The sequence below is a fragment of the Micromonospora sp. FIMYZ51 genome (assembly GCF_038246755.1).
Taxonomy (GTDB): Bacteria; Actinomycetota; Actinomycetes; order Mycobacteriales; family Micromonosporaceae; genus Micromonospora.
Genome location: NZ_CP134706.1, coordinates 728,705 through 747,958, shown reverse-complemented (window position 1 = coordinate 747,958; position 19,254 = coordinate 728,705). Strand labels below are relative to the sequence as shown.

Annotated in this window: 22 protein-coding genes; 7 read left to right on the top strand and 15 right to left on the bottom strand. The window is 71.5% G+C overall.

All coding sequences use genetic code 11. The features are described from left to right. From QQG74_RS03635 to QQG74_RS03625, 3 genes are all read right to left on the bottom strand, one after another. Entirely contained in the window at positions 1–588 is a 588-nt protein-coding gene (locus tag QQG74_RS03635) for a DNA-3-methyladenine glycosylase I (protein ID WP_341718881.1), read from the bottom strand. A 63-nt stretch (positions 589–651) separates the two neighbouring features. After that, on the bottom strand, positions 652–1,149 hold the full coding sequence (locus QQG74_RS03630) for an SRPBCC family protein (RefSeq protein WP_341718880.1): 498 nt from the start codon (positions 1,147–1,149) through the stop codon (positions 652–654). Beyond that, the gene (locus QQG74_RS03625) at positions 1,146–1,823 is read right to left on the bottom strand and encodes a DivIVA domain-containing protein (protein WP_341718879.1); all 678 of its coding nucleotides are present in this window, start codon (positions 1,821–1,823) and stop codon (positions 1,146–1,148) included. Before QQG74_RS03625 ends, QQG74_RS03630 begins: the two co-directional genes overlap by 4 nt. 148 nt (positions 1,824–1,971) lie before the next feature. Here QQG74_RS03625 and folP point away from each other — a divergent pair, with 148 nt between their 5' ends. Beyond that, entirely contained in the window at positions 1,972–2,841 is an 870-nt protein-coding gene (folP, locus tag QQG74_RS03620) for a dihydropteroate synthase (protein WP_341718878.1), read from the top strand. A 14-nt stretch (positions 2,842–2,855) separates the two neighbouring features. Here folP and ndhC read toward each other — a convergent pair whose 3' ends face one another. Together ndhC and QQG74_RS03610 are read right to left on the bottom strand one after the other, a co-directional pair. After that, the gene (gene ndhC / locus QQG74_RS03615; protein ID WP_341718877.1) at positions 2,856–3,233 is read right to left on the bottom strand and encodes an NADH-quinone oxidoreductase subunit A; all 378 of its coding nucleotides are present in this window, start codon (positions 3,231–3,233) and stop codon (positions 2,856–2,858) included. A 63-nt stretch (positions 3,234–3,296) separates the two neighbouring features. After that, a complete protein-coding gene (locus QQG74_RS03610; protein WP_341718876.1) occupies positions 3,297–3,830 on the bottom strand; it encodes a hypothetical protein in 534 nt (177 codons plus the stop codon). On the opposite strand from QQG74_RS03610, the gene QQG74_RS03605 reads away from it, so the two are divergent. The 3 genes from QQG74_RS03605 to QQG74_RS03595 all read left to right on the top strand — a co-directional run bounded on the left by QQG74_RS03605 (position 3,808) and on the right by QQG74_RS03595 (position 7,627). Next, on the top strand, positions 3,808–4,539 hold the full coding sequence (locus QQG74_RS03605; RefSeq protein ID WP_341718875.1) for a hypothetical protein: 732 nt from the start codon (positions 3,808–3,810) through the stop codon (positions 4,537–4,539). The two genes, QQG74_RS03610 and QQG74_RS03605, sit on opposite strands and share 23 nt — an antisense overlap. 213 nt (positions 4,540–4,752) lie before the next feature. Then, complete coding sequence (locus tag QQG74_RS03600; protein ID WP_341718874.1) at positions 4,753–6,600, top strand: 2-oxoacid:acceptor oxidoreductase subunit alpha; 1,848 nt, start codon at positions 4,753–4,755, stop codon at positions 6,598–6,600. Continuing rightward, entirely contained in the window at positions 6,593–7,627 is a 1,035-nt protein-coding gene (locus QQG74_RS03595) for a 2-oxoacid:ferredoxin oxidoreductase subunit beta (protein WP_341718873.1), read from the top strand. The genes QQG74_RS03600 and QQG74_RS03595 overlap by 8 nt, the downstream gene beginning before the upstream one ends. A 16-nt stretch (positions 7,628–7,643) precedes the next feature. On the opposite strand, the gene QQG74_RS03590 is transcribed toward QQG74_RS03595, so the two are convergent. Further along, entirely contained in the window at positions 7,644–8,657 is a 1,014-nt protein-coding gene (locus QQG74_RS03590; protein ID WP_341718872.1) for a potassium channel family protein, read from the bottom strand. Between the two features lie 145 nt (positions 8,658–8,802). On the opposite strand from QQG74_RS03590, the gene QQG74_RS03585 reads away from it, so the two are divergent. Together QQG74_RS03585 and QQG74_RS03580 are read left to right on the top strand one after the other, a co-directional pair. Continuing rightward, entirely contained in the window at positions 8,803–9,453 is a 651-nt protein-coding gene (locus QQG74_RS03585; protein ID WP_341718871.1) for a helix-turn-helix transcriptional regulator, read from the top strand. 53 nt (positions 9,454–9,506) lie between these two features. Then, positions 9,507–10,094, top strand: coding sequence for an ATP-dependent Clp protease proteolytic subunit (locus QQG74_RS03580; RefSeq protein ID WP_341718870.1), 588 nt, complete (start codon positions 9,507–9,509; stop codon positions 10,092–10,094). 88 nt (positions 10,095–10,182) lie between these two features. On the opposite strand, the gene QQG74_RS03575 is transcribed toward QQG74_RS03580, so the two are convergent. Then, on the bottom strand, positions 10,183–11,253 hold the full coding sequence (locus QQG74_RS03575; protein ID WP_341718869.1) for a hypothetical protein: 1,071 nt from the start codon (positions 11,251–11,253) through the stop codon (positions 10,183–10,185). Between the two features lie 394 nt (positions 11,254–11,647). Continuing rightward, positions 11,648–12,802: an FAD-dependent oxidoreductase gene (locus tag QQG74_RS03570; RefSeq protein ID WP_341718868.1), complete on the bottom strand. Its 1,155-nt coding sequence runs from the start codon at positions 12,800–12,802 to the stop codon at positions 11,648–11,650. A gap of 101 nt (positions 12,803–12,903) precedes the next feature. Here QQG74_RS03570 and QQG74_RS03565 point away from each other — a divergent pair, with 101 nt between their 5' ends. Beyond that, complete coding sequence (locus QQG74_RS03565; RefSeq protein ID WP_341718867.1) at positions 12,904–13,524, top strand: TetR family transcriptional regulator; 621 nt, start codon at positions 12,904–12,906, stop codon at positions 13,522–13,524. Here the strand turns inward: QQG74_RS03565 and QQG74_RS03560 are convergent. From QQG74_RS03560 to QQG74_RS03530, 7 genes are all read right to left on the bottom strand, one after another. Continuing rightward, positions 13,482–14,072, bottom strand: a complete 591-nt coding sequence (locus QQG74_RS03560) for a hypothetical protein (protein WP_341718866.1) — start codon at positions 14,070–14,072, stop codon at positions 13,482–13,484. The genes QQG74_RS03565 and QQG74_RS03560 overlap by 43 nt on opposite strands. Next, entirely contained in the window at positions 14,069–15,403 is a 1,335-nt protein-coding gene (locus QQG74_RS03555; RefSeq protein ID WP_341718865.1) for a hypothetical protein, read from the bottom strand. The genes QQG74_RS03560 and QQG74_RS03555 overlap by 4 nt, the downstream gene beginning before the upstream one ends. Positions 15,404–15,479: 76 nt before the next feature. Continuing rightward, positions 15,480–16,280, bottom strand: coding sequence for an ABC transporter ATP-binding protein (locus QQG74_RS03550; protein ID WP_341718864.1), 801 nt, complete (start codon positions 16,278–16,280; stop codon positions 15,480–15,482). Between the two features lie 139 nt (positions 16,281–16,419). Then, positions 16,420–17,223, bottom strand: coding sequence for a hypothetical protein (locus tag QQG74_RS03545; RefSeq protein WP_341718863.1), 804 nt, complete (start codon positions 17,221–17,223; stop codon positions 16,420–16,422). Then, positions 17,220–17,777 (bottom strand): sigma-70 family RNA polymerase sigma factor, encoded by a 558-nt coding sequence (locus QQG74_RS03540; RefSeq protein WP_341718862.1) that lies wholly within the window; start codon positions 17,775–17,777, stop codon positions 17,220–17,222. The genes QQG74_RS03545 and QQG74_RS03540 overlap by 4 nt, the downstream gene beginning before the upstream one ends. A 67-nt stretch (positions 17,778–17,844) precedes the next feature. Next, positions 17,845–18,366, bottom strand: coding sequence for a hypothetical protein (locus QQG74_RS03535; RefSeq protein ID WP_341718861.1), 522 nt, complete (start codon positions 18,364–18,366; stop codon positions 17,845–17,847). A gap of 136 nt (positions 18,367–18,502) precedes the next feature. Next, positions 18,503–19,111, bottom strand: coding sequence for a helix-turn-helix domain-containing protein (locus QQG74_RS03530; RefSeq protein WP_341718860.1), 609 nt, complete (start codon positions 19,109–19,111; stop codon positions 18,503–18,505). Positions 19,112–19,254 lie beyond the last annotated feature (143 nt).

The window sequence follows — 19,254 nt, the reverse complement described above, 5'->3', positions numbered from 1 at the left end:
CTATCCCATCACGCCCGCAGCGGACGGCACGACGTGGCAGCCCGTGAGGTGGTCGTCGACCATCCCGGTCGCCTGCATCAGCGCGTACGCCGTGGTCGGGCCGACGAACCGGAACCCGCGCTTCTTGAGCGCCTTGGCCATCGCGGTGGAAGCCTCGGTAAGCGCCGGCACCTCGGCGGGGCTGGTGGGCCGGGCCCGGCCGGTCGGCGCGAAGGACCAGAGCAGCGCGGAGAGCCCCTCGGGCAGTTCCAGCGCGGCCCGCGCGTTGGCGATGGTCGCCTCGATCTTGGCGCGGTTGCGGACGATGCCCGCGTCGGCGAGCAGCCGGGCCACCTCCGCCTCGCCGTAACCGGCCACGGTGGCGATCCGGAAGTCGTCGAAGGCCCGCCGGAACGCCGGCCGCTTGCGCAGGATGGTCAGCCAGGACAGCCCGGACTGGAACGCCTCCAGCGTGATCCGCTCGTAGAGTTCGTCGTCACCGTGCAGCGGGCGGCCCCACTCGGTGTCGTGGTAGATCGCGTAGTCGGGGGTGCTCGCTCCCCAGGCGCAGCGGGCCAGCCCGTCGGCGCCGATCACCAGATCAGTCACGGCACCCAGGCTAGTCAGGCCCCCCGACGACCAGCCGCTGCGCGATCCGTCACGGCTCGCTGGTCAGGGCAGGCGGCCCTGCTCGACCTGGCGGGCGAAGCGTCGCAGCGCCTGGGTGAGGCTGAACTTCGAGCCCGGCCAGAGCACCGGCCAGGCCACCCGGCCGGCGCGCCCGCCGGGCACGTGGAACCACTCGTGCCAGACCACCTGGCTGCGCCCGCCCGCCAACTGGGTGCAGCGCAGCACACCGGGGCCGCGCAGCAGCGTCCCGCAGTGCACCACGCCGATCTCGTACGGCGCGTCGATGCGGACCACCCGCATCTCGTCCCGCAGCACCGCCGGGCCGAGCGTGGTGACCGCCTCGATGAGGCTGCCCTCGCCACCGTCGCCCTCGACCACCCGCACCTTGGTGAACGGGATCCAGTCGGACTGCCGTTCCCAGGCCAGCAACGCCGCGAAGACCTGCTCCGCCGGAGCGTTGACGATCACGGTGGCGGTCACCTCGCCGGCACCGGGCTGCGCCGCCTCGCGAAGATCGTCGGGAGTCTCCGGATCGCTCACTTCGACTCCGAGCGGACCGCGGCAGCGTCCGGCTCGTCCTTCGTCTCGGCCGTCCGGCCCGCCTGCGGTGCGCCGAACTCGGTACCGCTCTCCGGCGTGGGATCCACGGCCGCCGCGGTCCCGGCCGGCTCGCCGGCTGCGCTGGCGGTGGCCGACCCGGACGCCGAGCCCGACTCCGGCGCGGTGCCCGACTCCGGCGCGGTGGCCGACTCAGACGCGGTGGCCGACTCGGAGGTGGCGGCGGAATCGGTGCGCACGGTGACCTCGATGACCGGCTCGTTGGTGGCGGCTGGCTCGGGCGGCGCGGTGGCCCGACCGGCCGACTGCTCGCGGGCCTGCCGCAGCGCGTCGGCGTCGGCCGTCCGCCCCTGCCGCAGCGCCGCCACCTCGGCCTCCAGGACCCCGATCAGCTCGGTCTTGTAACCGATGTCGTACGCGGCCCGACGCAACGCCTGGTCGACCTGGGCCATCCGATAGCCGCGCAACGCGGTATCGAAGCGCACCTCGCCCACGTCCGTCTCGCGCAGCGGGCGGTCGCCGGGCAGCGGCACCGCGCGCCCGTCCGCCTCCGCCGGAACCAGGCCGGGATCCCGGCCACCGATCAGTACCGTCACTCCGAACACCACCGCCGCGACGGCGACCGCCACGACCAGCACGAGCAGAAGCTGACCCATGCACTGATCGTGGCACGCCGAAGGGAGCAGAGCGACCCCACCCGGCGCGGCGGATCGGACGGGACCGGGAACCGGCGGTGGCGACCGGCTAGCGTCACCGGTGCCCGGCAGCGACGTCGGCCGGGCGTACGGCGGTGAAGGAGGCGACGTGGCCGGGGTGCTTCGGCTCGGTGGACGGACGTTCGGCCCCGACGATCTGGTGGTGATGGCGATCGTCAATCGCACCCCGGACTCGTTCTTCGACCGGGGCGCGACGTTCGCCGCCGACAGCGCACTACGAGCGGTGGAGCGGGCGGTGGACGAGGGCGCGGAGATCGTCGACATCGGCGGGGTGAAGGCCGGACCGGGCTCCGAGGTCGACGTCGCCGAGGAGATCCGTCGCACCGTCGACACCATCGCCGCCGTCCGGGCCGCCTTCCCCGAACTGGTCATCTCGATCGACACCTGGCGCGCCGAGGTCGCGGTCGAGGCGGTGGCGGCCGGCGCGGACCTGCTCAACGACACCTGGTCGGGGGCGGATCCGGCGCTGGCCCGGGTCGCCGCGCAGACCGGGGCGGGGCTGGTCTGCTCGCACGCCGGCGGGCTCAGCCCGCGTACCCGGCCGCACCGCGCCGCCTTCGACGACGTGGTGGCCGACGTGATTCGGACGGTGACCGGCCTCGCCGACCGCGCGGTCTCGCTCGGGGTACGGGCAGACGGAATCCTCGTCGACCCGGCACACGACTTCGGCAAGAACACCAGACACTCGCTGGAGATCACCAGGCGGCTCGGCGAGCTTGCCGACACCGGGTGGCCGCTGCTGGTCGCGCTGTCGAACAAGGACTTCATCGGCGAAACGCTGGACCTGCCGGTGAGCGAGCGGCTGGAGGGCACGCTGGCCGCCACCGCGATCTCCGCCTGGCTGGGTGCCCGGGTGTTCCGCGCCCACCAGGTCCGGCCGACCCGCCGCGTCCTCGACATGGTCGCCGCCGTCGCGGGCACCCGCCCACCCGTGCTCACCCGCCGCGGCCTCGCCTGACGGGACCGGTCAGGTCAGGTCCAGGTGAGAATCCGGCGACGCCAGGCGTAGAGCAGGCCGAGGGCGAGGACGGCCACGAAGACCGCCATCTCGGCCACGGTGACCAGCCCGAAGCCGGCCCGGTCGAAGACCAGGGCCCACGGGAAGAGGAACACCGCCTCGACGGCGAACACCACGTAGAGGTACGCGTACACGTAGTAGCGGATCTGCATCTGCGCCCAGTCGCCCTCGACCGGGTCGAGGCCGCACTCGTAGCTGGTGCGCTTGCCGGGCGGGTCGGCTGGCCGGGCGGGACGCAGCACCCGGTTGGCCGCGAAGGCGACGACCAGGAACAGCACGCCGACGAGCAGCAACAGCCCGAGCGTCGCGTACGAGCCCAGGTAACCGGTCACGGTCGGTCAGCCTACCGTCCGGATCAATTTGCTGCGGCGTTGCGAAGTTGTTTTCACCGGGGACTAGTGTCCCCAGGCAACTTCTGACCACCATGGCAGCACCACCACCCACCAGTACGGAGGCCCGATGGCTCGGCCACCCGGACGATCCGCCCAGCGGCGGGCCGACCGACGGCGCGTACGGCCGTTGCTGGCCTGCGCCCTGGCCCTCGGCCTGGCCACCGGCGTCGCCGTGGGGCCCGGCTGGGCGGCGGTCGCCGCGCCGGTGAACCGCACCGACGGGACGGGGCCGAACCGCACCGGCGAGACCGGGCCGGACAACCCGCCGACCGAGCCGACGGACGACCCGACGGCACCCAGCACGCCGCCGACCACCGGGGAGCCGCCGAGCGCGACCAGCACGCCACAGTCGCCGGCGCCGTCGACACCCACGCCGAGCGGCACCAGCCGCGCACCGACACCGAGCAGCGGGCCGCCCAGGTCGACAAGCACGCCACGGCCCACCGCCGCACCGCCGAGCGCCCAGCCGACGCTGACGCCGACGCCGACCGGGGCACCATCCCGGTCGGCCGGGGTGCAGGTCGACAGCGGCGGCATCACCCTGCGGGCCAACGAGGTAGCCATCGACGCCGACGGCGGCAGCGCCGGACTCACCGTCTCGCTGGGCAACCGCGGCCGGGTCGAGGCGCGGGGGCGGGTCGAGGTGGAACTGCCCGCCGGCATCACGGTGCCGGCACCACCGGCGCGCTGTGTCGCCGCGACGGCCACCCGTACCCGCTGCGACCTGGGGTCGGTGCCGGCGGGGCGGACGGCCCAGCTGCGCCTGCCGATCGCGGCGGCACCGCAGGTCCGCCGGGCCGAGCCGCTCGCGGGTGTGGTGATCGGCCACCTCGACCAGCGCGACGGTCCCAGCCGGCGGGTGCAACTCAGCTTCCAGATCACGGCGGTGCTGCCGGAGGGACCGGCCGTGGTGCCGCCACCGGTCGCCGCGCCGAGCGCGCTACCGGCCGGGGCGACGGCGCGGGGCGACGGGATGACCTCGACGACCCGGACGGCGGTGTCGCTGATCGCGCTGCCGGTGCTGCTCGCCCTCGGCCTGGTCACCATGTCGCTACGCCGCCGGACGGCGGTGCCCGGCGCCGACCCGCCGGCGGCCCAGCGGGCCGCATCGGGCCCACCTCCCGGTACCGGGTCGGCACCGGAGACCGAGGGCGGCATCTGGTTCCGGGCGCAACGACCGGCTCGGCGCCGGGGCGGTGATCTGGATTACGGCGCGCCGGACGAAAGCCCACAAGATCCCACATAAACCCCCATGATCCGGTCCCAGTCGGCGGACCGGTGGGCAAGAGGTGACCCCGATTCGACGTAGGCTCTCAGGTGAGGAACGACAGCGGGCCGGTCGGTCACCGGGCGGCCGGGTGCAGCGGCGCGTCAAGGAGGTCTTCGTGGCCGGGCAAGACGGGGTAACCAGCCAGTTCAGCCGGCCGCAGCGCGGCACGCAACGAAGCGAGGTGCGGCCGTGAGCAAGCAGATCCGCCAACTCGACCGGGTGGTCATCCGGTTCGCTGGCGACTCCGGCGACGGCATGCAACTCACCGGCGACCGGTTCACCTCGGAGACCGCGCAGTTGGGCAACGACATCTCCACGCTGCCCAACTTCCCGGCCGAGATCCGGGCTCCCGCCGGCACCCTGCCGGGCGTGTCCAGCTTCCAGGTGCACTTCGCCGACTACGACATCCTCACCCCGGGTGACGCACCGAACGTGCTGGTGGCGATGAACCCGGCGGCGCTCAAGGCGAACCTCGCCGACCTGCCCCGGGGTGCCGACATCATCGTCAACACCGACGAGTTCACCAAGCGCAACCTGGCCAAGGTCGGCTATGCGAGCAACCCGCTCGACGACGACACGCTCGACGGCTACGCGGTCCACCCGGTGGCGCTGACCTCGATGACCATCGGCGCCCTGGCCGAGCAGGAAGTGTCCAAGAAGGACGCCGAGCGGGCCAAGAACATGTTCGCCCTCGGCCTGCTCAGCTGGATGTACTCCCGGCCGTACGAGTCGACCCTGCGGTTTTTGGAGCGCAAGTTCGCCAAGCGGCCCGAGTTGGTCGCGGCCAATGTGGCCGCCTTCAAGGCCGGCTGGAACTTCGGCGAGACCACCGAGGACTTCTCCGTCCGGTACGAGGTCAAGCCGGCCCGGATGCCGGCGGGCACGTACCGCAACATCACCGGCAACGCGGCGCTGTCGCTTGGCATCGTCGCCGCCGGGGTCCGCTCCGGCCTGCCGGTCTTCCTCGGCGCGTACCCGATCACCCCGGCCTCGGACATCCTGCACGAGTTGAGCAAGCACAAGCGGTTCGGCGTCACCACCATGCAGGCCGAGGACGAGATCGCCGCGATCGGCGCCGCGCTGGGTGCCTCGTACGGCGGCGCCCTGGGCGTCACCACGACAAGCGGCCCGGGGGTGGCCCTGAAGAGCGAGACGATCTCGCTGGCCGTGGCGCTGGAACTGCCGCTGCTCATCGTCGACGTGCAGCGCGCCGGCCCGTCCACCGGCATGCCGACCAAGACCGAGCAGGCTGACCTGAACATGGCGCTGTTCGGCCGGCACGGTGAGGCACCCGTGGCGGTGATCGCCCCGAAGTCGCCGTCCGACTGCTTCCACGCCGCGCTGGAGGCGGCGCGGATCGCGCTTACCTACCGCACCCCGGTGATCCTGCTGTCGGACAACTACGTCGCCAACGGCTCCGAGCCGTGGCTGTTGCCGGACGTGGCGTCCCTGCCGGACCTGCGGGTCGAGTTCGCCACCGCGCCCAACGGCGAGGACGGCAGCACCTTCTTGCCGTACCTGCGCGACCCGCAGACCCTGGCCCGGCCGTGGGCGATTCCCGGCACCCCGGGCCTGGAACACCGCATCGGCGGGCTGGAGAAGGCCGACAAGACCGGCGACATCTCGTACGACCCGGCCAACCACGACTTCATGGTGCGTACCCGGGCCGCCCGGATCGAGGCGATTCCGGTGCCGGACGTCGAGGTGGAGGACCCGGACGGGGACGCCCGGGTGCTGGTGCTCGGCTGGGGCTCGACGTACGGCCCGATCGGTGCCGCCTGCCGCACCCTGCGTCAGCGCGGGTTGTCGGTGGCGCAGGCGCACCTGCGGCACCTCGCACCGATGCCGGCCAACCTGGGCGCGGTGCTGCGCTCCTACGACCGGGTGGTCATCCCCGAGATGAACCTCGGCCAGCTCGCCCACGTGATCCGGGCCCGCTACCTGGTCGACGCGATCGGCTACAACCAGGTCCGCGGCCTGCCGTTCACCGCCGCCGAGCTGGAGACGATGCTGGAAGAGGTCCTGAAGAATGTCTGAGCCCGTCGCCCTCAAGCTCACCGCGAAGGATTTCAAGTCCGACCAGGAGGTGCGTTGGTGCCCCGGCTGCGGTGACTACGCGATCCTGGCGGCCGTCCAGCAGTTCATGCCGGAGCTGAACATCCCTCGGGAGAACATCGTCTTCGTCTCGGGCATCGGCTGCTCGTCGCGCTTCCCGTACTACATGAACACCTACGGGATGCACTCGATCCACGGCCGGGCCCCGGCGATCGCCACCGGGCTGTCGGTCTCCCGTCCCGACCTGTCGGTCTGGGTGGTCACCGGCGACGGCGACGCGCTCTCCATCGGCGGCAACCACCTGATCCACGCGCTGCGCCGCAACGTCAACCTCAAGATCCTGCTGTTCAACAACCGGATCTACGGCCTGACGAAGGGGCAGTACAGCCCCACCTCCGAGGTCGGCAAGATCACCAAGTCGACGCCTGTCGGTTCGGCGGACGCACCCTTCAATCCGCTCTCGCTGGCGTTGGGCGCGGAGGCGACCTTCGTCGGTCGGACCATCGACTCCGACCGCAAGCACCTCCAGTCGGTGCTGCGTGCCGCGGCCGAGCACGAGGGTTCGGCGTTCGTGGAGATCTACCAGAACTGCAACATCTTCAACGACGGTGCGTTCGACGCGCTCAAGGACCCGGGTATCCGGGACGACCACCTGATCCGGCTGGAGCACGGCCAGCCGATCACCTTCGGCAAGGACGGGCAGTTCTGCGTCGTACACCCGCCGGGTGGTTTCGGCCTGGAGGTACGCGAGACCGCCGCCACGCCCGCCGAGGAGATCGTCGTGCACGACGCGGGCGTCACCGACCCGGCGTACGCCTTCGCGCTGTCCCGGCTGCCCGGCTTCGACCTGCGGAACACCCCGATCGGCGTGTTCCGCTCGGTGCGCCGGCCGTCCTACGACAGCGTGGTGCAGGAGCAGTTGGCCGATGCCCGGGCCCAGGTGACCGAGACCCCCGAGCAGCAGCTCGCCGGCCTGCTGGCCAGCGGCGACACCTGGACGATCAACTGATCTTCGCCGCGTCCGGTCAGGGCAGGGCGTTCGCGGTGGGCCGGTCGTCGCGTACGTGCACCAGCAGGTCGCCGGTCTCCACCACCGCGCCCGCCTGGTCCGCCAGGGTGACCACCTTGCCCCGGCGGACCAGCGCGATAACCAGCGCGTCCAGGTCCCGGGGGCTCCGCCCGACCTCGTGGCGCTCGGCCGACCGCATCGCCAGCGCCATGCCCTGACCGGGGGTGAGCAGGTCCTCCACCACGTCGATCAGCGGCGGTGCCGAGGTCGACAGGCCGAGCAGCCGGCCGGCGGTGGCCGAGGAGACGATCACGTGGTGGGCACCGCTCTGCTTGAGCAGCGGGGCGTTCTCCGCCTCCCGAGCGGCGGCGATGATCCGGACCTGGCCGGCGGTGAGCTGGCGTACGGTCAGCGCCACCAGGACCGACGCGTCGTCGCTGTCGGTCGCGATGATCACCGCCTTGGCGGTACGCACATGCGCCTGGTTGAGCACCGAGGAGCGGGTCGCCGATCCTTCGATGGCGACCAGCCCGTTCGAGGTGGCCTGCCGCAACGCCGCGCCGCTGCGCTCCACCACCACGATCCGGGACTTGTCCAGCCCGTTCTCCATAAGCGCGGAGATGGCGCTGCGCCCCTTGGTGCCGTAGCCGCAGATGATGACGTGGTCCTTCAATTTTCTCTCCCACCGGTGCAGGCGACGGCCGGTCCGGTACTGCTCGGTCAGGACCTCAAGCGTGGTGCCGACCAGGATGATCAGGAACAGCACCCGGGCCGGGGTGATGAACAGGACGTTCACCAGCCGGGCCGCCTGGGTGGCCGGCACGATGTCGCCGTACCCCGTGGTCGACAGCGAGACCACCGCGTAGTAGAAGCAGTCCAGCAGGGTCAGGCCGTCACCGTTGACGTCACGGTACTGGTCGCGCTCCAGGTAGACGACCGCGACCACGGCGAGCACCAGCCCGACGGCGGCGGCCAACCGTAGGCTCAGCGCGCTGAGCGGGCCGCGCCGCTGAGCGGGAAAATGGATCACCGGGGAACCTGCCCCGCCTCCGTCGCCTGCACGCCCACAACATAGCCCCTGAGGTGGATTCCGCACGCCGGGGCGGGCGACATGGTCCACCGCGGGCGGGCATGATGGGTGGGTCAGCGCAGGACCGGCGGAAGCGAGGCCCGGCATGTCGTTGCTGCGACAGGTGATCGGTGCGGTGCTGCGCCGCGAACGCCAGCGTCAGGGGCTCACCCTGCGCGAGCTCGCCCAGGCCGCCGGGGTCTCCGTGCCGTACCTCTCCGAGGTCGAACGGGGGCGCAAGGAGGCCTCCTCCGAGGTGCTCGGGGCGATCTGCCGCGCACTCGGCCTCTACCTTTCCGACCTGCTCGAAGAGGTTCGCGACGAGCTGCGCCGGGTCGAACGACGGCGGCCGATCGCACCTCGGGCCCGCTACCTACCGGCCGCGTCCCAGGCGGGACACGTGTCGGCCGGACGCCGGACCGCTCCGTTCGGATTCGGTACGGACGGCTCCACCCATCCCGTGGCCCGGCTGCACGACTTCGACATCCCGTCGGTCACCGGTCGGTGGCTCGGCGGGCACGGGCCGACCGGCGACCTGGGCGGCAGCCTGACCGGTGGGATCCGGATCATCGTCTTTGCCGACCGGGACGCTGCGTCAGGTGCGATCGCCCGGGGCCGGTCACCGCTGCGGCTGCCGGCCGCCAACCGCTCGCGTCCGCAGTGCCGCCGCCAGCCCGGCCACGCGTTCTGCCGTGGGCGGATCTGCCGCCGGCAGAACCACTGGAAAGCGACCGCACGCGCCGCGCAGGCTGGTTGAGCCGGCACCCGGGCGAGGAGATGTCGCACGCCGGCGGGTGGAGGGGTGACGACATGACCACGATGCTTGACGACGGCCAGCGGACCTTCGGCGACCAGGTGTTCGAGCGGCTGCTGCGGGAACGGATCGTCTATCTCGGCAGCGAGGTGACCGACGAGATCGCCAACCGGATCTGCGGTCAGATCCTGCTGCTCTCCGCCGAGGATCCGGAGCGGGACATCCACCTCTACATCAACTCGCCGGGCGGCTCGGTGACCGCCGGCATGGCCGTCTACGACACCATGCGCTTCGTCCGCAACGACGTGGCGACCCTGGCGCTGGGCCTGGCCGGTTCGATGGGTCAGTTCCTGCTCACCGCGGGCACCGCCGGCAAGCGGTACGCGCTGCCCCACACCCGGATCCTGATGCACCAGCCCTCCGGCGGCTTCGGCGGCACCGTCGCCGACATCACCATCCAGGCAGAGAACATGCTGAGCGTGAAGCGGACCATGATGGAGCTGATCGCCCAGCACAGCGGACGCTCCGTCGCCGAGATCCAGCAGGACTGGGACCGGGACCGCTGGTTCACCGCCGAACAGGCCCGTGAGTACGGCCTGATCGACCAGGTCGTCACCGTCGCCACCCAGGTTTCTCCCGGCTGAACGCCGGTGGCCCGTGACCGGGAGAAGCGTCACGGGCCACCGGCGGGATGCGGGCGAGGCTTCGGCTGACCGTTCTACGGCCGAATCGTCACTTGCGGCCACCCCCACCCGCGCTGCGTCCACCCCGCTGCTGACGCTCGGCCGGTGGAGCGGGCAGGTTGCTCTGTCCGTAGGTCGACTGGCGTCGCTGCGGCAACGGCGCCGGACCGCGGATCTCGGCGCCCGAACTGTAAGGGTTGACCCGCCCCTGGGAGCCGACCGGCGGACCGGAGGGCGCGGGGGGTGGAGCGTAGGGGCCGGCCGACGGACCGAAGGGTGCGGGCGGCGGAGCGTAGGGGCGGGCCGACGGACCGAAGGGTGCGGGCGGCGGAGGATAGGGGCCAGCCGACGGACCGTAGTTGGCCGGCCCCCCGTAGCTCATCGCGGATGGGGCGTAAGCGGAGTTCGGGGCGTACTGAGCGGGCGGAGCATAGGAGGTGGGCTGGGTCGAAGGCCCGGGCGGATAAGGGCCGAGCTGCATCGGTGGGGCATAAGGGGTGGGCGGGGGGTAGGAACTGCCGCTGGATCTGTGCACAGAAGCCGCGCTGGCAATGTTCGTGTTGGGCAGGTTGTACATTGGCAGCTCCGTCCGCTGCTGCGGCGGCGGTGAGGCCCAATTCATTGACCTAGCGGCCAGCGCCGGTACACCGACGCCGTGGATCATCGCACCGTAGTCACGGGCCTTGTCGCCGCCCACGCCCCCAGTGCCCAGCCCCCAGGCGAACGCGCCAGCAGCTGTGACCGCGCCGAACGCGGCGCTGTACACGTCGTGGTTCTTGCCACGCACCGCATTCACCATGTGTTTGGTGAACACGTAGGCAGCCGGAGCGCCGGCCATCGCCACCCCGGCACTGACCGTACCGAGGCTGCTGGTCTGCCCCCCGATGGCCTGCATCAGCGGCGACCCGAGCCCCGCGATCAACGTGGCGATCTTCTCGTCGTGCAACCACACCCAGTTGCCCGCCTGCTTCGCTAAGGTCAACAGGCGGTTGTTGCGGTCGAACTGGTGCCGGCTGACCTGGCCGTCGCCCCATTCGAGGTCGATGAGCTCCCCCGGGCCGGGGCTGCTCCGGTCGGATGCCGAATTGCTGCCCCGGTCGGATGACGGATAGGCGCCCACAATGTTGCGGTAGTCATTGGCGCTTGGCGCTCCGGGCAGCGCCGAGCTGGCCGTGCTGCTGCTGGCCCGCCGTGGGTTGTCGTAGTCGCTGCTGGAGGTTTCGCTGCCCCGGCGCGGGTCGCCCCCACCGAAGGCCTGGCTGTAGCGACTCGACGAGGTCGGGGCATCGTCCCCGCTGCTGCCCGAGCTACCGCTCGGTCTCCCCGGCCGTCGGTACGACTGGGAAGCTCTGTTCGAAGAGGAATACCTGTCCCATTCTCGATCGCGATCCACCTGCGCTCCTTAGGTCCGATTGGACGGCTGGTACGCGCTCTACGTACGGCAGCCGAGCCTGGTTCGACGGCGTACCGCTTTTTCTCCTCGCCGAAGAGCGGTGGTGCCGGCCGACCAGGTCTCAGCGGTTCGCGCGCTCGATGCCGCGCCGGACCAGGCCACGGATGCCGGGCAGGGTGATCGCCCGGATGGCCAGGTCGTTCATCCGGATGTGGAATCGGCTGGGTGGTGCGTACTGGAGCATTCCCCGGCGGGCGAGCGCCTGGCGTTTCACGGCTTCCGGGCGTAGCGCGTTCTCCCACTCGATAAGCGCCGCCGGGATGTCGTCGTGCCGTTGCAGGGCGGCGCCGAGTTGGTCGGCCCCGGCGAGCGCGAGGGCGGCGCCGTGCCCGGCGAAGAGCGTCACGCACCAGGCCGCGTCGCCGAGCAGCACCACTCGGCCGCTGCTCCAGCGGGGCAGCACGATTTGGCTGACCGCGTCGAAGTAGGCGCCGGACGGGTCCTTGCCGAGGTGGCGAAGCGCCTCGGGCACCCCGCCGCCCAGATCACCGAACGCCGCGCCGAGCGCGTCCACCGGGCCGCGCTCCACCTCAGCCGCCGGGTCCGCGCATCGGTAGGTGAAGAACGCCGATGACCCGTGTGGCCCCAGGTTGACGAGCGCCGCGGTACGTCCCGGGCCGATGAACGTGGTGGCGGACGACTCGGGAACGCCGGCCACCGAGCCGGCCAGGGGAAAGGCACCGACGACGTACGGCAGGTCGACCCGGAAGCCGGTGCCGAACACCTCGGCACGCGTGGCGGAGTGCACCCCGTCGGCCCCGACGAGCAGGTCGGCCTCCTCGGTGCTGCCGTCGCTGAGCGCCACCCGTACCCGGTCGGGGTCCTGGTCGATGCCGGTGACGGTGGTGCCGAAGCGGATCTCGGTGCGGTCGCACACCGCTTCGTAGAGCGTGGCCTCCAACGCGCCACGGAACACGGTTATGGTCCGTGCGCCGAGGGTGGCCTCGGCGATGGCCCGGGGCACGGTGAACTTGGGCCGTCCGTCGGCGTGGACCAGCACGGTGGTGAACAGCCCCAGTTCGTGCGCGCGGAGCGCGGGCAGCAGACCGAGCCGCTCGGCGGCGGCGTAGCCCGATCCGAGCAGGTTCACCAGGTAACCGCTGCTGCGCCGGGCGGGGGCGCGTTCCACCACCAGGGTGTGCCACCCGTCCCGACCGAGCCGCAGGGCGGTGGCCAGGCCGGCAATGCCGGCACCCACGATCACCGCACGTCTCATCCATCCTCCTCAAACCAGCTATGAGCATTCGCTCAAACACAGTATGAGCAGATGTTCATTCTCGCCGCAAGGCCGGCCGACCCAACGCCTACACTCGGGCCATGCCACGCGGAGTCGCCATCACGGAACCCCGGCAGCAGCTCTTCGCCGCGCTCGAAGCCGTCGTCACCGAAGCCGGGCCGGCCCGGCTCACCAGCCGCGCCGTGACCCAGCAGGCCGGTGTCGCCACCGGTCTGCTGTACGCACACTTCGCGAACTTCGACGACTTCCTGGTCGGGTACGCGGTCGACCGGACCTTCCAGATCGCCGGCACGGTGGCCGGGCTGCCCAGCCGGGCCGGCACCGGCACGGTCGCCGACAACCTGAGCGATGCCCTGCTGGCCACACCGCTGGACACGCTGCTCACCCTGACCCGGCTGCTGGCCTTCCGACCCGACCTGGCGGCCGGCGTCCAGGCGGTACTCGGCGACGAGGCCGGCGCACTTGCGGCGATCGAGCGGGCGATCGCCGGCTATCTGACCGCCGAACGGAAACTCGGCCGAGTGCCCGCCGGGGCCGACCCGGCGGCGCTGGCCCTGGCCATGGTCGCGGTGCTGCACCACGTCGTACTCACCGCGACCGGTGCGGCGGCGGCACGAACCCGGATCCGCCGCACCATCGCCGAGCTGACCAGGGCTCTCTACTCGGATACCTCCCGGCGGGCCGGGCCGGCGATCGAGTAGGCGATCAGCCCGCCGAGGGCGAGTGCCACCGCCGTCAGCATCGCGGCCTTGTCGTCGGGTGCCTGGCTCTGCCAGGTCACCGCCGCTTTCCAGCCGCCGTCCTGGGGATACGTGACCGCGATTGCGGTCCAGCCCAGCGGCAGGAACCAGGACCGTTCCGCGCCGACCACCGTCGCGCACAGGGCGGTCAACCCGAGCAGGCCGGCGGCGTCGCGGGCGACCAGGGCGGCCGGTCCGAACCGGGCTCCGGTGTACATGGTGGCGAACTGGACCACCAGGATCACCGCCAGGGCGGCGAGCAGGTGCGCCGCACGCAGCCAGGGCCAGCGCATCGAGGCGGTCCGGTCCAGATTCTCGTCCGGACCGGCAAGGGTGGCCGAGAGCACCGCGGCCATCAGCAGGACCGTCATGGCGACCACCGGCAGGGCGATGTCCCGATCCGCGGCGAAGGCCAGCCACAGCGCCCAGACCACTGCCGCGCCGCCGAGGGCCACGGCCAGCGCCAGGGGTACCCGCCGTGAACGCAGATACAGCAGCGTCCAGGTCACCGGGCGCTCCCGGGCAGCAGACCGGTGACGTCCGCGCAGGCCAGGAGGGCGTCGCGGACCGCCGTGACGCGGGCCAGCGCCTCGTCGTCGGGAAGCTCACGCAGCCCCTGCCACAGCCTGACGGCCTCTGCGTTGATCTGCGGGTCTTCGAAGATCATCCCGGGAACTATCCCGACGTCCGACTGCGGCTCGCGGCCCATCAGCCAGTAGGCCGCCGCGCGTTCGACCACCTCATCGCCGTTCTGGCAGGTCCCGTCGTACCCCACGCCCAACCGCTTGACGAGCATGGGAACCACGGCGGCCGGGTGGGCAAGCCCACCACGTTCGTCGGTCCGGATCTCGATCGTGACAACGTCATCCCCCACCGGCCTGACGTCACCTGACACGTACGCGTTGGTGTCCTCGTGCACGGCGGTCGGTGCGTCCGGCAGTTTCGACAGGATGGTCAGCCCTTCCCGGGCCAACGGAGTCAGCGCTTCGAGCAGGTTGCCGTGCACCCGGCTGACGCACACCGTCGGGGTGTCCTCGGTGCACACCAGTTCCCGCGCGACTGGGTCGATCGGCCAGTTCAGCACGTCCTCATCCCGAGGAACGACCGCGATCGCCGTGGTGAGCCCGAGCACCAGCGGCACCAGCGCCGCCGTACGGCCGCGCCAGCCACCGGCCACGAACAGCAGCAGGCCGGTGACGGCGAGCGCGGCCATCGAGATCGCCAGCGAGCCGCTTACCCGGTTGTCGATCGTCTGGTAGGCGTGGAACGGGCTCGAACCGTGGACCGGGGTGAGCGCCGCAGCCAGCCAGTCGTCCAGCCGGACGGCGCTGAAGAAGACGAGCAGGACGCCAGCCACCCCCAGTGCCGGGGCGGTCACCAGGGCGGGGAGCATCCGCCCGACACCCAGTCCGAGCCACGCGGCAGCGACCAGGGACAACGCACCGACGCCGGTGACCACGGCGAAGTTCAGCAGGGGCAGGTGCTGGGCGGTAGTGATGATCCACGCGATGCCGGCCCCGGTCACCAGCAGGTAGGCGATCGCGAGGGTGAGGGCCATCGCACCGAGCACCGGCAGCATCCGCTGAGCGCGGGGCCGGGCGGTGGTGGTGAAGAGTTCGCCGACTTTCGCCCGGTGTTCCCGGCGGCCCTGCCAGGCACCGGCGGCCAGCGCCAACGGCCACAACAGGAGCAGGTACTCCCGGATGGTCATGGCCAGCGCCATCCAGCCGACCGACCAGCGGCCGGTGGCGACATAGAGCGCGCCGACCCCGATCACCACCGTGATCAGTGCGGCACCGAGCGCGGCGGAACGGCGCAGTTCGAGACCCAGAATTCTCATGCCGGCACTCCGCTCCGCTGCGTGCCGTCATCAGGCACGACCGCACTGAACTCGATGATTCGCTCGCCACGTTCGCTCATCGGGCGGCCTCCGCGCGGTGCCGGCGGAGGATCGCGGAGTAACCCCGTTCGGCCGGGCTGTCGCCGGCGTGCCCCTGATCGCCCTGCGCGGTCAGCAGCTCGGGGGTGCCCTGCCACACCAGGCGCCCCTCATTGACCAGGACGACGTCGGTGCACGCCGCCGCCACATCCTCGACCAGGTGGGTGGAGACCAGCACGCAGCTGTCGGTGCCGAGGTCACGCAGCAGCTCGCGGAAGTCGAGCCGCTGTTCCGGGTCCAGCCCGACGGTCGGCTCGTCGAGCAGCAGGATCCGTGGGTCGTTCACGATGGCCTGCGCGATGCCGGCCCGGCGCAGCATGCCGCCGGAGAGCGTCTTCATCCGGGCGTCGGCCTTGGCGGTCAGCCCGACCCGGTCGATGGCGCGCTGCACCGCCGCCGGGATGGCGTCCTTGGGCATCTCCTTCAGCCAGGCCATGTACCCGACGAACTCGCGTACGGTGAACCGCGGGTAGAAGCCGAAATGCTGCGGCAGGTAGCCCAGCGTGCGCCGCACCGGTCGCAGCTCGGCGCGTCCGTCGACCGAGTGCCCGAGCAGCGTCAGTCGCCCGCCGGCCGGAGTCAGCACGGTCGCCAGGGCGCGCATCAGCGTGGTCTTTCCGGCGCCGTTCGGGCCCAGCAGTCCGTGCACACCGGTGCTCAGGGCCAGATCCAGGCCGTCGACGGCCATGAACCGGCCGGCCCGGACCTTCAGGCCCTCCGCGTGGATCGCCCAGGGATGGGTGGTGACGGCCGTTTCGACCGCGCTCACGGCACGCATCGTCATCATCTCCTTCATCTATCGCCAGCGAGGCTGCATGGCGGTGTTTCGGCATGGTGGTACTGCGCTGCGGCCGGCTGGCCGTTGTCGCGAGGCCAGTTGGTCGCGGTGGGACGGTCCTAGTCGCGGTGGGACGGTCCTAGTCGTGGTGGGACAGGCGCCGGAATCCGTTGGCCCGGAGGAGGACCATGACGGTCAGCAGGGCCGTGACCAGCGCCCAACTGCGGGCGCTCTCCGCCGCCAGCACCACCGGCATCCGGGCGGCGAGGAGGCTGGGTGCGATCACCGCGAGCGTCCAGATCGCGATCAGTCCGATCGCGGCCCGGCGTACCCCGACGAGGGTTCCCAGCAGCAGGGTGGCCGCGGTGAACGCCAGGCAGGGCAGCAGCATCAGGGCCAACGACGCCCCGGTACCGGCGCCCGCCAGGACGAGCGCGGGAATGACGAAGACCAACACCGCCGCCGTACGCCGCAGCAGCGTCGTCAGACCGGCGGCGGGAGTGGCCGCGATGAGTTCCCAGGCCGGGTCGGCACGACGATGCCAGGCGACCGCCACGCCGGGCAACGGGGCCAGGGGCGCGATCAGCAGCACCAGCGAGGGCAGCCCGCCCCACAGCACCCCGAGCACGGCAGCGCAGGCAAGCACCGTGGCGGTCATGGCCAGCCACGGCAGCAGCGTGCCGACGAACCAGCGGTGCCGCAGCACCGACCAGGACCAGCGCGGGCCGGCGGCCACCGGCGTCGCCGCGATCTCGCGATCCAGACGCATCGCGACCTGCTCGATCACCGCCCTGGTGTGCACTGTGGTGCTACCGGCCAGCCGGGCCCGACAATCCGGGCACTCCTCAAGGTGCACCTCGATCGCCCACACACTGGGCTCGTCGAGACCGGGGTCCCCGGCCGCGTACCGGTCGATCTGGGCGAGGGTGGGATGGGTGGTCATGACAGCGCCTCCCGCAGGGCGATCCGGGCTCGGCGTACGCGGGACTTGACGGTGTTCTCCGGCACGCCCAGCAGCACTGACGCCTCCCGGGTGGAGAGCCCGTCGAGGACCGTGGCCCGCAAGGCGGCCCGCACCTCGGGCGGCAGGACCAGCAGGGCCTGCTCCAGTTCCTGGCCGACCCGGGCGGCCATCACCTCGTCCTCGGCTGCGGGTGCCGTGCTCGGCATCAACTCCACCTGCGGCACCCGGGCCTTCCGCGCCCGGCGGCGGAACGCATCGACCAGCCGGTGCGCGGCGATCGTCCACAACCAGCCCACCGCGCTGCCCTTTCCCCCGCCGCTGCTCTTGGTCTGGACACCGGCGAAGCTGCCCGCCGCCCGCCAAACCGTCAGGTACGTGTCCTGGAGCACCTCGGCGACCACGTCCGGGTCGGCGCAGCGGCAGCGCAGGCGTACCTCCAGCCACGGCGCGGTACGCCGATAAAGCTCGTCGAACGCCCGCCGATCTCCACGGGCGACGCGGCGGACGAGTTCGCCCTCGTCAGCCGCGTCCATGCCTCTTCTCACGCCTGGTAAGACGACCGGCCGGTCCGACCAGGGTCCCGATCGAATGTGATCGGCGTCACATGCTTCTCGCACCGACGGCGAGCGCGGTCACCCAGAGCACGACGGCGGCACCGAGCCCGGCGATGACCGCCGCAGGCTCCGGCATTCCCATGAGGTACGACCCGAGGGACGCGGCGGCCACCAGGGCGAGCGCGAGCGCCGTTCCCGCGTACTCACGTTGCCGGAAAATCGCGACGAGCGGCACGAAGTGCGCCGCGACCACGAACAGGACGAGAGTGGGGATGAGCCTCGGCTGCCCGGCCGGCACGGCGACCAGGCAGACGCCCCCGATCAGCAGTCCCTGCACGGCGCCGACCAGATTGAATCGGCGCAGCCAGGACGCCGACAGGTGGCGGTTACCCGAGGGCCGGCGCCGGGCCAGCCGCAGGACCAGGACGATCGCGGTGATCACACACGCGGCGACGACCAGGGGGATGCGCGCGGCGGCGGGGGCCAGGGCCGCTCCGGACATCGCCCAGAGCAGAGCGAAACCGGCGAGCACGATGGTCCCGGTGCGGGCCAGTGCCGACTCGGACACGACGACATCGTCGGCCGGGGTACGCGTTCGCGTGGAGGTGGTCGTGAACATGGCCGCCGCTCGCTCGGGTCCGGGTGAACTAACAGTCAGCATAGTGAACGTTTATGCACCCGTCGAACGGTACGCCTCGCGCCCCTCAGCCCTCGGCCGGGGCAGGCGCCCGGATCGCCGTACCGGAATAGAGCCGGTCGATGGTGTCCCACCAGCGTCGCAGGCCGTCACGACCCATCGGATCAGCGCCGAGCACGTCGGCGATGCGATCACGCAGCAGGATTATCGATAGCTCGTGGGCCAGCAGCACCACCGCGAGTTGCGCCCGGTCCACGTCCTGGGCGACCGCGCCGGCCTCGGCCATCCGGCCCATCAGCGAGTCGGCGAAACCCTGCAACAACCGGTACGCCTCAACCGAGCGCGACGTGTTCCCGACGAGAAGGTGCGCGAGATACCGGCTGGCCGCCGGGGCGGAGAGGGCGTCGGCCGAGGCGAGGAAACGCTCGGGCGGGCTGGCCCCCGTCGGGTCGGCGAGCGCCTCCAACGCGTTACCCAACACGCCCAGCACATGGGCGTCGACCGCAGCGATCAGGCCGTCGCGCGACCCGTAATGCTTGATGATGAGCGACTGCGAGACGCCGGCGCGCTCCGCCACCTGCTTGAGTGACGCCGCCGTCGGCCACTGCTCGCCGAAGAGTTCCAGGGCGGCGTCCCGAATGATCGCCTTCGCGGTGCGATCCTCGGGTGCATACATGTTCACCACCCTAGCCCGCAGCGCCGCGATAACCGGACCGGGCCGCTCCCGACCAGCGCGCCACATCGCGTACGGCCGAGTTGACCTCAACCTCGGTTGAAGTCATAACGTCAAATGATCAATCCCACCCGACGCTCGGAAGG

What these genes read in the sequence shown, in the direction of transcription:
- QQG74_RS03625 (WP_341718879.1), bottom strand. Translation starts at nt 1,823, where the DNA reads ATGGGTCAGCTTCTGCTCGTGCTGGTCGTGGCGGTCGCCGTCGCGGCG.
- QQG74_RS03610 (WP_341718876.1), bottom strand. Translation starts at nt 3,830, where the DNA reads ATGCCGCCGCTGTCGACCTGCACCCCGGCCGACCGGGATGGTGCCCCG.
- QQG74_RS03595 (WP_341718873.1), top strand. Translation starts at nt 6,593, where the DNA reads ATGTCTGAGCCCGTCGCCCTCAAGCTCACCGCGAAGGATTTCAAGTCC.
- QQG74_RS03585 (WP_341718871.1), top strand. Translation starts at nt 8,803, where the DNA reads ATGTCGTTGCTGCGACAGGTGATCGGTGCGGTGCTGCGCCGCGAACGC.
- QQG74_RS03580 (WP_341718870.1), top strand. Translation starts at nt 9,507, where the DNA reads ATGACCACGATGCTTGACGACGGCCAGCGGACCTTCGGCGACCAGGTG.
- QQG74_RS03570 (WP_341718868.1), bottom strand. Translation starts at nt 12,802, where the DNA reads ATGAGACGTGCGGTGATCGTGGGTGCCGGCATTGCCGGCCTGGCCACC.
- QQG74_RS03565 (WP_341718867.1), top strand. Translation starts at nt 12,904, where the DNA reads ATGCCACGCGGAGTCGCCATCACGGAACCCCGGCAGCAGCTCTTCGCC.
- QQG74_RS03555 (WP_341718865.1), bottom strand. Translation starts at nt 15,403, where the DNA reads ATGAGAATTCTGGGTCTCGAACTGCGCCGTTCCGCCGCGCTCGGTGCC.
- QQG74_RS03550 (WP_341718864.1), bottom strand. Translation starts at nt 16,280, where the DNA reads ATGCGTGCCGTGAGCGCGGTCGAAACGGCCGTCACCACCCATCCCTGG.
- QQG74_RS03545 (WP_341718863.1), bottom strand. Translation starts at nt 17,223, where the DNA reads ATGACCACCCATCCCACCCTCGCCCAGATCGACCGGTACGCGGCCGGG.
- QQG74_RS03540 (WP_341718862.1), bottom strand. Translation starts at nt 17,777, where the DNA reads ATGGACGCGGCTGACGAGGGCGAACTCGTCCGCCGCGTCGCCCGTGGA.
- QQG74_RS03530 (WP_341718860.1), bottom strand. Translation starts at nt 19,111, where the DNA reads ATGTATGCACCCGAGGATCGCACCGCGAAGGCGATCATTCGGGACGCC.